This is a genomic window from Bdellovibrio sp. HCB288 (assembly GCF_047305935.1).
GTDB lineage: Bacteria > Bdellovibrionota > Bdellovibrionia > Bdellovibrionales > Bdellovibrionaceae > Bdellovibrio.
In genome coordinates, this window is record NZ_CP178619.1 from 2,613,627 (window position 1) to 2,626,287 (window position 12,661).

Annotated in this window: 11 protein-coding genes; 3 read left to right on the forward strand and 8 right to left on the reverse strand. The window is 47.2% G+C overall.

The genetic code is table 11. The features are described 5' to 3' along the window. Positions 1-9 precede the first annotated feature (9 nt). Positions 10-1,227, reverse strand: a complete 1,218-nt coding sequence (locus tag ACLVWR_RS12735) for a hypothetical protein (protein ID WP_413581029.1) — start codon at positions 1,225-1,227, stop codon at positions 10-12. Between the two features lie 178 nt (positions 1,228-1,405). Between ACLVWR_RS12735 and ACLVWR_RS12740 the strand changes: the two genes are divergently transcribed. Together ACLVWR_RS12740 and ACLVWR_RS12745 are read left to right on the forward strand one after the other, a co-directional pair. Further along, positions 1,406-2,428 carry a lipoate--protein ligase gene (locus ACLVWR_RS12740; RefSeq protein WP_413581030.1) on the forward strand — a complete coding sequence of 341 codons (1,023 nt, stop codon included), beginning with the start codon at positions 1,406-1,408 and terminating at the stop codon, positions 2,426-2,428. A gap of 9 nt (positions 2,429-2,437) precedes the next feature. Beyond that, positions 2,438-3,268 carry a S1 RNA-binding domain-containing protein gene (locus tag ACLVWR_RS12745; protein WP_413581031.1) on the forward strand — a complete coding sequence of 277 codons (831 nt, stop codon included), beginning with the start codon at positions 2,438-2,440 and terminating at the stop codon, positions 3,266-3,268. Positions 3,269-3,289: 21 nt separating this feature from the next. Here ACLVWR_RS12745 and ACLVWR_RS12750 read toward each other — a convergent pair whose 3' ends face one another. The 5 genes from ACLVWR_RS12750 to ACLVWR_RS12770 form a co-directional block, all read right to left on the reverse strand. Further along, entirely contained in the window at positions 3,290-4,354 is a 1,065-nt protein-coding gene (locus tag ACLVWR_RS12750; RefSeq protein ID WP_413581032.1) for a hypothetical protein, read from the reverse strand. A gap of 43 nt (positions 4,355-4,397) precedes the next feature. Further along, positions 4,398-4,961, reverse strand: coding sequence for an outer membrane beta-barrel protein (locus ACLVWR_RS12755; protein ID WP_413581033.1), 564 nt, complete (start codon positions 4,959-4,961; stop codon positions 4,398-4,400). Positions 4,962-4,986: 25 nt separating this feature from the next. Next, positions 4,987-7,083: a hypothetical protein gene (locus ACLVWR_RS12760; protein ID WP_413581034.1), complete on the reverse strand. Its 2,097-nt coding sequence runs from the start codon at positions 7,081-7,083 to the stop codon at positions 4,987-4,989. A gap of 78 nt (positions 7,084-7,161) precedes the next feature. Further along, entirely contained in the window at positions 7,162-7,680 is a 519-nt protein-coding gene (locus ACLVWR_RS12765; protein WP_413581035.1) for an asparaginase domain-containing protein, read from the reverse strand. 40 nt (positions 7,681-7,720) lie between these two features. Continuing rightward, positions 7,721-9,091: a TolC family protein gene (locus ACLVWR_RS12770; protein WP_413581036.1), complete on the reverse strand. Its 1,371-nt coding sequence runs from the start codon at positions 9,089-9,091 to the stop codon at positions 7,721-7,723. Between the two features lie 217 nt (positions 9,092-9,308). Here ACLVWR_RS12770 and ACLVWR_RS12775 point away from each other — a divergent pair, with 217 nt between their 5' ends. After that, positions 9,309-9,677 (forward strand): STAS domain-containing protein, encoded by a 369-nt coding sequence (locus ACLVWR_RS12775; protein ID WP_340599686.1) that lies wholly within the window; start codon positions 9,309-9,311, stop codon positions 9,675-9,677. A gap of 44 nt (positions 9,678-9,721) precedes the next feature. On the opposite strand, the gene ACLVWR_RS12780 is transcribed toward ACLVWR_RS12775, so the two are convergent. Continuing rightward, positions 9,722-10,510 (reverse strand): hypothetical protein, encoded by a 789-nt coding sequence (locus tag ACLVWR_RS12780; RefSeq protein WP_413581037.1) that lies wholly within the window; start codon positions 10,508-10,510, stop codon positions 9,722-9,724. Positions 10,511-10,697: 187 nt separating this feature from the next. Further along, positions 10,698-12,602, reverse strand: a complete 1,905-nt coding sequence (locus ACLVWR_RS12785; protein ID WP_413581038.1) for a DEAD/DEAH box helicase — start codon at positions 12,600-12,602, stop codon at positions 10,698-10,700. Positions 12,603-12,661 lie beyond the last annotated feature (59 nt).

The following is a 12,661-nucleotide window of genomic DNA, read 5'->3' on the forward strand; positions in this document are numbered from 1 at the left end:
ACGACCCCCTTAAAAGAAAAGCATCAGGTTGAGTTCCTGAGCCAGTTGACGTTCAACGTTGACACCGTAAGCGTAGTCAGAGATTTCCAACGATGCAATCATTGGCAGCAAAGATTTTTTCTTAAAATACGATGAAACAGTAGAGTAAATAATCTGCGCTTTTACTTTGTGATAGTTAGACTGAGTATTTTTAGAAAGCAGATCATAACGCAATCCGCGGGAACCTTGAAAGGAGTCCGCTTCTTTGTTGGCATATTCGTAGCCCGTTCCCAGGCTAAATTGGTCATTCACATCATAGAACAAATTGCCGCCGGCAATTTGTGAGTTTCCGATCTGACGAGAAATGGTTTCCTTGTTGGTCGCATCTGGCAGAGTGTCATCGGGATTTGAGGGAACACGCTCCGTGATTTGATCGGGCATGTTCAGGATATAGCTTAAAAACGGGACGGCAGTGAATTTTGAGATCTTGTAAGAATAAGCAACCGTGTTGTTTACATTCGTACGGCCGAAATTATTCAGTGCGGCCAGATTGTCGCAATCATACGCGGGACCCGTGGGTAAATTGATTTGCGCCTGATAGATTAGGGCCGTTTTTTTATTATCAAAAAACTTGTAGACGCTGACCAATTGTACGTCGCCAACGAAGGATTCATTTTGATCGGCCAGCTTTTTATAGCCTTTTTGCGCCAGGGTTTCGTTGGTGGCTTTACCCAGATCCGTTGCCAGTGCTTGATCCAGCTCGGTATTGATTCCGGAAAATTGTTGGCGGTAGTAATCAATGTTCGAGAACTGCTGGGACAAAGAGAGCTTGTTGGTGTAGGTGACAAAGGGGACACCTATGCCGAGAGTCCACTTTTCGGTCAAACCATGGGCAAAGACCGGAGCAAAATAGTTCACATGGGGCTTGGTTTCAACACGCAGAACACCCAGATTCAGTTTGTCGCCGAGCTTGGCGCCACCAAATTTATTTAAGGCATTAATCAGTTTTTGGGCGTCGGCATTGAACTTTTGCAGGGTTTGAGCGTCGAAGTTAACGGATTTATAGTCCCCCAATTTGACTAGGGTGCCGTCCTCTGTATATCTTTCACTGATTCCATCCAGATTCCCGTAGCGGAACGAGGGGCTGCTGATACCCACAGGCAGAGTTTCCGTGGATAGCAGGGCCCAGGCGTTATTGGCGCTAAAAATGAAGCTGCTGGCTATCAGAGTCATCAAGACAGTTTTCACGTGATCTCCACGGAGTTTTTTGCGTTCGGGACCTTATAGCCGATATGCGTAAAAAAGTCTCGCAATTGAATGTTTACCCTAGTGCCTTTGTTAACGATTTTTTCGTAATCTCTCCTGTTCACTGCAGGTGTTCGATAGTCTGGTAAATTTTTTAGATTTCTGCTAGATTGCCGGCACTATGAAGACGACCCTGAAGGTATTTCTTTCTGACAGCTTTCACCCTCATTTGAATCTGGCGACCGAAGAATGGATTTTCCATAACTTGGATCCATCCAGTCAGATTCTGTTTTTGTGGAGAAACGAAGAGACCGTCGTCATAGGTCGCAACCAAAATCCGTGGTCAGAATGCAATCTGGCGCAGATGAAGAATGATAATGTGCATTTGGCTCGTCGAACGACGGGAGGAGGGGCGGTATTCCATGACCTGGGCAATACCAACTTTACGTTCCTGTCCCCGAAAGAGGGCTATCGCCGCGAAAACAATGTGCAGATTATTTTTGATGCCCTGAAAGAGTTTGGAATCACGGGCGAAGCTTCCGGTAGAAACGATTTAATGATGCCGTTCCACGACGGACCACGAAAATTTAGCGGCAGTGCTTACCGTGAAAAAAAGGACCGTGCTTTTCATCATGGGACTTTGTTGTTGCGAGCTGATCTGACCAGATTGGGAAATTACCTGACTCCAAATCCAAAGAAGTTGCAGTCCAAGGGTAAGGAATCAGTTCGGGCGCGAGTGACCAATTTGAATGAAATTGCCAAGGACATTAACCACGACAATGTCTCTGAAGCGATGATCCGGTCCTTTGAGAAGTTCTATAATGCCAAAGCTGAAATCATCATGCTCAACATGCAGAGCCTGCCTGATATTCCGGAATTGAAGGAGCAATATAACAGACTTTCTTCCTGGGACTGGCTGTATGGTTCGACATTGGAATTCACTCACAAGATGGATGAATACCTGAGCCTGGGATTCTTTGATTTTCATTTTGTCGTCAATGATGCCGAGATCAAGGAATTGAAGATTTACACGGATTGCCTGTATCCGGCGTTGATTGAAAGCATGCAGCAGGAACTGACAGGCAAACACTATAACGGGGACAGTGTGAAAACCGTATTTGCGGTTTTAGTAAAGAAATTCCCGGACCTGGAGCCTCAGCTCAATGAACTTGAGTCGTGGTTGATTAAAAATATTGAAGTATAGGAAAGTGCCATGGTTGATATTGGCCGATTGAATAAATTAAAAACTGTAAAAAAAGCCGAATTCGGAATATTTCTGGATGGCGGCGATGATGGTGAAATCCTGTTGCCTCGCCGTTATGTAAAAGACGAATGGCAAGTGGGCGATGAAGTTGAAGTGTTTGTGCACTTTGACTCCGAGGACCGTTTGGTGGCAACGACTGAAACACCGAAAGCCATGGTGGGTGAGTTTGCTCATCTGATGGTGAAATCCGTTGAAAACGTGGGTGCTTTTTTGGATTGGGGCCTGGGCAAGGACTTGTTTCTTCCGTACTCTGAACAAACCCGCGATCTGCGCATAGGTCAGGCTGTTGTCGTTTATCTTTATCTGGATAAATCAGATCGCATTTCTTCCTCAATGCGATTGGATCGCTATATTTCCAAGGAAGCTGGTGACTACAAGGAAGGTCAGCAAGTGGACCTGTTCGTGGCAGCACAGACAGACTTGGGTTTTAAGGCCATCATCAATGGCAAACATTGGGGTATGATCTACACGAACGAAATATTTGATCGTTTGGTGCATGGTCAAAAATTGAAAGGCTATATCAAAAAAGTTCGTGAGGACGGAAAAATTGATTTGGCTCTTCAAAAGCTGGGTCACCAAAGCTCTGAAGATATCGGTCCAATGATTCTGGCGCGTCTGCGTGAAGAAGGCGGGTATCTGGCTATCAATGATAAAACCTCCGCCGAACTTATCTATGACATGTTCGGTGTCAGTAAGAAGAAATACAAAATGGCTTTGGGTGATCTGTATAAAAAGCGCATCATCACCGTGAAAGACGACGGGATCTACCTTAATAAGTAGATCGGTTGTTTATTAACAGCGCTAGTAGTTAATCGCTGAGGAATAAAGAAATCCCAAAGTGTCGGAGTTAACAGCTCCGACATCTTTATTTTTCAGGTACTGGTAAAATAGACCAATATTTCCCTCATAAGTTCGCCGTTGAATTTGAATCCCCGCACTTAGCAAAATGTTTTCCTGGTCAGTGGTATTGGTAAAGCTCGCTCCACAGAGCCAATTCGTGTCCTGGAAAAAAGGGGCTTTCCATCCCACCGAGGCATTTAACAGTTCGCTGCTAGCGACGTACTCGGAGGCATAACTAAGATCCAATAAAATTTCCTGATTTTTAAACTGCAAGGCCTGACCCAGTGTGAATCCAAATATGCTGTCGGTGTGAGGCGTATAGCGACGGAATGTTTCGTTCTTATCAGTTTGCCCGGTGGACATTTGATTCTGATATTTTTCGCCTTCGGCGTAGATGCTGACTCCGCGCCATTGTACAGTTGCGCCAATGTTGTAGTTGTCAGTGGCTTGCCACAGGATTCCAGGTTTCAGCAGGATGTAGTTTTCAGTTTCCACTGTTTTTTCGGTGACTGCTGTCCAATTGCCAGCGGATTCCGTATTGGTGGTAATGTCTTTGGCGATTTCGCTCCAGCTCATGGCGACACTGAGACCCCAAGCCCATTTTGAATTCATGAGTCCACCAAAGGCAAGACCGCCCATGGCCATCTGTCTTTCGAGTTCTCCGGTCAGTGTTGATCCGTCGTTGTTGCTGATGCGGATGTAGTTATCGGTGTTGGTGGGATAGATGTAGAAGAGTCCTGTGTGTATGTTTTCATTATAGGGAAGAATGGCCGAAGCTAAAAGGGTGCCGGATTTCAGAGTGCCGGTTTCCCGTTGAAAAGCGGTGCTATTCAAATCCTGGTAGGCAATTGAGGATCCGGAGACTGAGACGTTGACTTTGTCCTGGCAAAATCCAATCCCCGCAGGATTGTAGACGGTGCTTCCCGCTGAACAGGCAAGCGCGGTCCCCGCATTACCAAGAAAAGCTTCAGCACTGCCCACGGGAGTCATTAACAATGAGGCCTGGGACAGTGCTGATAGTAACATCGTAAAAAGTAGAACCGTGACGTTCAGCACAGACTTCCTGGAATCAATCCAACGAGATCATCGCATTCAAACCAACGGATTTGTAGTCAGCCAATCCGCGGGCGACATTGGAGTTGTTGGCATCAAGATAAAAGTGAAGTCCCCAAGTCGGGTTGAATTTGAAGGTAGCGCCGAAAACCATCGGGAAGGCCGGTGTATCGATACTATCCACTCGGCAGTCCGGGCTGCCAGAGCATGAACTTGAGATATTGATAGAGGCGATAAAACCAAAATAGACACCGAATTTTTCATGGGGTTTGAAAAGGACAGCGATCGGAATGTCCAGGTAATCCAAGTTCCAATCTATCTCGGTTCCTGTTGAGTCACTTCTGGTTTGAAGTGGACGTTGTGTGTACAGCAGGCCAGTTCTAAAATGCGCCACATTGCCTTCCAAAGGCAGATGAACAAAGGCCCCGCCTTGAAAGCCCGTGCGGGATTCAGTAGAGACAGGCCCGTAAGCGTCACCATTTTGCTGGCGGACTCCCAACTCCAAACCGTAATCCAAAGCAGCCTGAGCCTGTGAGTGGAAAAGTAACATTGCGAAAAGTGCCATAAAGTATTTCTTCATTCATATCTCCTTTTTGGTTTTTGAATTAACGTCTAAATCCACCGCCACCACCGCGAAAGCCACCTCCACCGGCATGCATTCCGCCACGCAGGTTCGTGCTGGAGGCAGGGGAGCGGGGACCTGCGCTGTGGTTGACTTGTGGTGTGTCTGGACGGGAGGCGCGAGCATCATGATTGCGCTCCAGGTTTTGGATGTTGTCGGGTTTTTGAACTGGGGACCAGGTGTTGGGGCCTTCGTACTGTGACCAATCTCCTTTGCCATTGCGACGATAAACTCCGCCATCGTGACTTGAGTAAAGATTGTCGCTACCAATTCCACGGGCAAACTTTGTGTCTCCAATTGAGTGAGTTATCATTCCGTGTCCACCGGAACCGGTGATGACGGAAGTTTTGCCCCAATTATGGTAGATGTTGGTGACGTCGATATTCACATAGGTTCCGCCCCAGCAGCAGGATCCCCAACCCCAAGGATACATGACCGCCCCCATCGAGAATCCCATGAAAAATCCGGTATCGTACCCATAGCCATAGCCGACACCAAAGCCGTAGGTTTCTGGTGGCGGGTACCATGCGGTTGCTGTTGCATAAGGTGCATAGGAATAGCCGGTGCCATAAACGACAGTCCCGTCAGCAGATACAAAGGTGCCATGATATCCTGGCGTGAAGCCCACCACTACGTGGTCAGCACTGGTGCTGTAGATCTTCACATACGTCACATAGTAAAGCGGAGATGAAGATGGGATTTGATAAATCTGATCGGGGACTGCTATGGAAACTTCCCAAGGCCCGGATTCTTTGGAGGAGTTAAACCACACACCGTCTTGAACAATGTAGTAGAGCTGTGGATTCACCATGATCAAAGGTGTGTTGCAATTTTCTGCATATTGAAGGGAGCTTGATGAAATCTTTTGCCACTTTACCGCACCATCACACTTAAGTTCCTTTGGTTTTAACGAGCGTGCCACTTGCGCAGTTTGCGGAATACTGCTGGTAATAAGTGATTCTTTAGCCTGAGGAGTGCCTGGTACAGAGACCAAGACCTCTGCCACGGGGCTGTTCGTTGGAATTTTTGCGAAGTCTTTGGGTAAACTGTCGCCAGGCACATACTTCCAAGGTCCTTGCAGGGATTTTGAGTTGAACCAGCGACCCGAAATCAAAGAAAAGTAAATCTGTGATGAAGTTTCCAGGAAGATTGAGTTCGGTGAGTTGGACATATAGAGCAAACCGGTTTTTTCAACTGCCGAAAATTTAGGATCCCCTTCGCTTTGCAAAAGTTCTGTGGGTTGAGTGGCGATGAATATTTTTGGAGTAACCCCAGGAGGATAGATGGAATTGCCCTGAGTCGTACGTCCTTCCAAGGGGTCGACGGTTTTACTTTTTACCAGTTCGTCTTTGACCATCGTAATTTTCGAAGTCGGTGCAGACTTGGCAGGCGCAAAGGGCCCGGTTGCGGAGGGGGCTGAGAACCATTTGTTTAAAGCCCACAGGTAAAAGTTTTTATCCCCATCTGCGACGATCAAGGCGCTGGTGTTCACAACGCGTTCCGGTGTTTTGTACTTACCGGAAGGCCCCATGACGGGCTTTCCAGAGATCATGATCAACAGACTTGGGGACGTCGCAAAAATAATTTGTGGAGGATCGTTTTTTAGTTGTGGGGATTTGCGTTTTTTATCCACGGATGACAGTTCGAGGCTTGCAACAACATTGCGATATGGCAGGACGTGTTCTTTTTTATTCAGTGCCTTCTCAAATTCTCGGGTCAGTTCCTGACGTTGGGAAGAATCTCCTGGAAGCTGCATGTCTGCAACTTTGATTGTTCTTAAGGTCACGGTGGATTGATCTTTGTCGATCAGGCTGTCTGCCTTCATCAAAAAGGAGCCATAAGAATCCTTACCGTCCTTTTGAATTTTGAATGCCGTGCGGGCGGTGATGAGGTTGTTATCAATGCCTTCAACCTGTGGTTGAAACAAAGTTACTTTTTGTTTTGAATCGAGGGAAACTTCTATGGGCCAATTGCGGCTCGGAGCTGATGCTGCTGTGTCGGTTTTGGTATCTTTTGCGGCATTTGTAAAAACACCGCATAGAAGAATAAGGCAAACGGCCAACTTACTTCTTAGCCCCATGATCCCCTCCATGTTTATAGTAGGATGGTACGGGATGGGGCTGGATTTGAGGCGGTCCTGTGGCAACTTACACGAAGACTATGTTTGTTCGAAGGTGCCTTTTTCGCGATTCTTACGGACATTTGGAACGGTAAAAATCTGATTATGGAAGGCGATATAAAATCCCGGCTTCAAAAGTTTGGCAGCCAACATGGCTTCTGTGACGTTCTGAGTGGCATCGCTGTCATCAAAACCCATAGGGATCATCGCCCCGGTAAAGACCACAGGTACACTGGGAGTTCCAATTTCCTTGAAACAGTATTCAGCGGAAATATGCATGGTATCGGTTCCATGAAGAACGACAATCGGGCAGCCCCGTTGCATCTGGTCCTTGACGGTAGCGCAGATCAAAGAGCGGTCTTCGTCGTTCATGTACAAAGAGTCTTTGCTAAGCAAAGGGTAAACCGAAATATTTGTATAGGGTAAACGCAATTTGGAAAGAATGCGGTTCTTGATGCTGGTGCCACGATTCTCTAATGAGCCATCGAACTCATTATAGGTTTTCTCAATCGTGCCACCGGTCGTGATAATTACAACGTCTTGTACTGGAGTTCCCATATATGTCGGAGATCCTATGCTAAGATCTCCGAACTAGCTACTAATTTTCGCTGACTTGCGGACCGCAAGCTTGGTCCAAGGACATGCTGTCCTTTTTAGGATTGAAAATGCGTCCCAATTTACCTGTAAGTCCGCCAGTGCCTTTTTTATAGATTTGGCACTTTTGGATCAGACCGAAGTGGTCGGTGATCATCATGCGGTGCAAACCGACGCGCAATGTGTCCAGGTTTGTCTGAGCTTTTACGCGATTCGTATAGGCAGCAGTCAGGTTGTTACCTGCACTTAGAACATGCAACAAGTCTGTCGCGCCCATTTGGAACTTTTGAAGTTCAGCATCGTACAATGCTTCCAGGTTTGCTTCAGCTTGTCTTGCTAGCGACAATTGCATTTGGCTTTCACGCAATGAGCCCACAGTCGTTTCAACCATTTTAGCCTGGTCAAAGTCGATCTGTTTCTTTTGCAGACGGATTGCATCCAATTCGCGGTTACCGATTTTCAGGATCAGGAAGTTACCGAAATTGAAAGTTGCAGAACCACCGCCTTCAGCGTCTGCAAAGGCACCCGTAGGTCCGCGGGATGCGCCGTAAGTTGCGCCCGTCAGGAAGGACCAGAATGCACTCCATTTACCGGCTTCAGTCGCTTTTAACATGGAGGAAAGCTGGCGAAGTTCCGGTGAACGGGACAAGGATAGGTCCACTGTTTTTTGCAAAGGTTCTTTTTCAGCAGAGGAAGAACCGATGTGGAAGGATTCAATTTTGATATCCGTGGAAAGTGGCAAAGCCAGCATTTCGCGGATCGCCGCTTTTTCCTGAAGGATCAAAACGTCCATTTGTGACACTTGGATTTTGGACATTTGAGTTTGTGCCTGAACTTGCAAAAGTTCAGATTTTTCTCTCATGCCGGCATCCACAGCCATTTGGATCATGTCTTCGATCTTTTTGTAGTTCTCGTATTGGAATTGAAGAATCGAACGGAGTTCGATGTCACCCTGGATAGTTGAATACAAAGAGTAAGCGGAGGAATACGTGTTCAACTGGGAGATGTAGTAAGACTCACCCTGAGCATTCAGTACATGCTGGCTTTCGCGCAGATCCAGCCATTTGCTTGGAAGCAGAAATGGCAAAAGCATTGTTACTGAAGCCAGTGAAAAGCTCGCACTGCTGTCAATGGCTGCGCCCAGGTTGATGCCTGGAAGCAGATTTCGGCGGGCGCGATCCACAGAGTCTTTTGCTTTGAAGACATTGTTCATTTGCACTGCAAGATCCACGTTGTTTTCAAGCAAACGTGTTTTCAAAGTGCGTGGGTTGATTGTGATAGAAGTTGGTTGCGATGGTTTCGCCGCGAAAGAAGTTGCGGTGATAACCGTCGCGATTACGATAGCTGCCAAGTTTCTCATTTTGGAATGATTCATCTGAGTCCCCTTAGAGGGTTCAAAAATTATTTGGTACCTAACTAGAAGTCAAATTATCTCTGAAAATAAGAACTAAACTCTCCTAAACATCGTAAAACAATTCACTTTTTCGTGTGGCTTTGAGATCGGGTGAGGGGAATTCTTTTCAACTGATTTTGAGCTGCTAAACTGAGTTTACAAAACAAAATAAACCTAACCGATTTCGAGGAGCAGTACGTTGGAAGATCAGAAGTCGTTTAATTACAGTATAAGTCATAAGAACAGGATGCTCGTGGTGTCCTTTACCGGAGAGGAAATGACTCCCGGGGTGGTACCGGCACTGGAAGCCTGTCGTCAGGAAATTCTTTCCAAAGAGGAAGTGCGGCAGGTCGTGTTCTATTTTCAAAACATTGACCGAATTTCGACGGAGGCCTTAGCAAGTTTTGCCCAATTACAAAGGGACATCCGCGCAAAGCCGGCGGACTTGAGACTTTGCTCAATGAAAAGTCCACTGCGTGAAAAGCTGTTAAGAATGGGAATTGTGCGGGGGTTGGAAGTGGCGGATGACCTGAAAGCCGCGCTCTTGTCTTTTCCGCGTGCGGCATAAAAAAAGGCTGTCTTAATGACAGCCTTTTTTATTAAAAATTCTTGTTAGTGGCAGTACTTGTAGTCCTTGATCGCCATTTTTACGAAATCAGACCCGTTACCGCGAACCAATTTTTTGCCTCCTTGGGCGTCTGTGACTGTCACGCGATGATGTTTAGCCGCATTCGATTGCAAAACTTCCCAGTATGTTGCACTGGCCTGGCGAGGAGGGAATAATTTGATTTCTTGTCCCTTTTTCTGCTGTTTTCCAAAATATCCTTCAAGCATGGATAGTACACATGGGATAAAACGGTTTTCGTCCTTGGTTAGTGCATCTCCATTGCGGCAAAGCTTTCCGTAGTTTCTTTCCTTGCCAACGTGAAGCTGAAAAGGTCCACCCAGCTGTCCATTAGGCCCACCTTGGCGAGCACCCAAAAGGCGGCAGGAGCTTTCATAAAACGAAGTGGCTCCCAGAATAACGGTCCAGACTTCCTCTTTCTCTTTTTGCGAAAGAGTCGGGTATTTAGGGCAAGCGGCATTTAAATCCCGAGTTCCTTCCAACAGAAGTGGAAATTGGTATTTGCCAAAAGCTTTTTCGACGGCCTTGTAGTAACGGCCTTCCTGTTCCTTGTCGACAACCAGGGAGGAGCAAACCTTATCGGCGCCGATCTTCTTCAGGGATCGGGAAACGTCAATGGCTGCCGCATCCTGTTCGGATAGATTTTCTGATTCCATTTCGTAGGCTTCGTCACTGATCGTCGTGTTTTTGAACGATGATACAGATGCCATAGCAGCTGAAAAATTGCAGATTATAAGGCCGGCTAAAATGAGTGTTTTCTTGTTTAGCTTTGTCATGGCTCCTAGCAATTGCAGGTAAGGTGCCACCTCAAGACCTCACGATTTCGGTTTGAGGCCGGTTTGGGCTGTCTAAATTTGAGACACCGACGAACTTTGCGTTACCGTTTCCGGCAGGACCAAAAAAAAGGGCCGGTGAATTTTCACCGACCCTTGAAGTCGCCCACATAGAGACTTTAATAACTAATTAATCACGGAAACGACGGGAAGCAGAAGCACCGCTGCTTGGGCGGGTTCTTTTGATCCCTGGATGGTCGTTGCGCTCTGAACGATTGCCACGGCTCTCGTCAGTGTCGCTGTTGAAAGATGGACGGCGTGCTGGACGCTCGCCACCACCGTTGTCACGGCTACGGAAAGAACCGCCACCATTGTCACGGTCACCACGGAAAGAAGCGCTAGCGCCACCTTCACGGGCTGGACGGCTGTCACGGTTGCCTCGGTTTTCATCACGGCCGCCATCACGATCTGCGCCACGGAAGCTGCGACGTGCGCCAGCACCTTCACTTGGAGCGTCGTTTTGGTAAGAACGGTCGCTGAATCTTGGACGGTCACCATCGTCACGACGGTTGCCACGGAAACCACCACGGTTGCCACGGAAGCCGCCACCTGTACGAGGACGGTCATCACGGCCGCCACCATCACGACCACGCGTGAAGCGGTTGTCGTTAGGATCACGAGGCAACAATTCGCGAGGGATACGATCGCCCATATAATCCAAAATCAGGTCTTTTTTAACGAATACGTCAGGGAAGTACGCCACGATAAAGCGTGCTAGCAAGTCCTCTTTGGAAAGATCTTTGAAGTTGATGTCATCAGCCTGAGTCAAGTCCTGGATCAAATCAGCAGCCAATTGAAGGGAAGCGTCTTCCTCTTTCATTGCGCCCACTTTATCCAATACGTTCTTGATTTTAAGGCCAGCCACTTCGTCAGCAGAAGGTACAACACCTTTAGTGAAAGTCGCTTTTGTCGTGTTCATTACACGGCGTAGAAGAGTCAATTGGTCAGAGTTCACCAAAGTGATCGCTGTTCCTTTTTGACCGTTACGGCCAGTACGACCGATACGGTGAACATAGGATTCAGCATCCCACGGCAAGTTGTAGTTCACAACGTGTGTAAGGTCTTTGATGTCCAAACCACGAGCTGCAACGTCAGTCGCCACGATTACTTTAACTTGCTTGGATTTGAACTTTCTCAAAGTCGCTTCACGCTCTTGCTGGGATTTATCACCATGCAAAGAATCTGTTGCGAAACCGCGTTGAGACAAAGTGTCAGATAGATCAGCAACTTCCATTTTAGTTTGGCAGAAGATGATACCGTAGAACTCTGGCAACGTTTGCAACAAGCGAGAAACAACTTCTGTTTTGTGCATGTTTTTAACTGTGTAGTAAACTTGCTCGATAGTTTCAGCAGTGGAGCCTACTTTGTTTACCGCCACTGTTTCCGGATTTTCCAGGTACTTTTCAGTGATGCGGCGAACTTCAGTCGACATTGTCGCAGAGAACAACCAAGTTCTGCATGCTGCGCGCTCGTTGGAGGCGGCGTCGTCTGGATGTGTCGCAGAAAGGATGAAATCCAAAGCGTCTTTGAAACCCATGGAAAGCATTTCGTCCGCTTCATCCAGGATCACAGTTTGAACTTTGGAAAGCTTGATCATTTTTTGCTCAAGGAAGTCAACCAAACGGCCCGGAGTCGCCACCACGATGTGGGCGCCACGTTTGATGCCATCAAGTTGCGTGCGGTAAGAAGCGCCACCGTAGATTGTTACTACGCGGATGCCTTTTTTCTTACCTAGCAAAGCCAATTGCTCTGCCACTTGCAATGCCAACTCACGAGTTGGGGAAAGAACCAAAGCTTGAGTGTCTTTGATTGCAGCATCCAGGTTTTCGATAAGTGGAATACCAAACGCAGCAGTTTTGCCAGTTCCTGTAGAAGCGAGACCGATAAAATCGTTCGCTCCGCCTAATAGCAAAGGAATAGCTTGTTTTTGAATGGGCGTCGGAGTTGAGAAGCCCATGTCTTTCATCGCATCCATCAACGGAGCGCTAAGACCAAAGCTTTCAAATGTATCGACAGTAGTTAAAGGAGGAGTCACAGGGAGCCTTTCAGTTAGTGGAGCACTTAACCAAAGGGCCAAAACTTTTTGGGGTATTG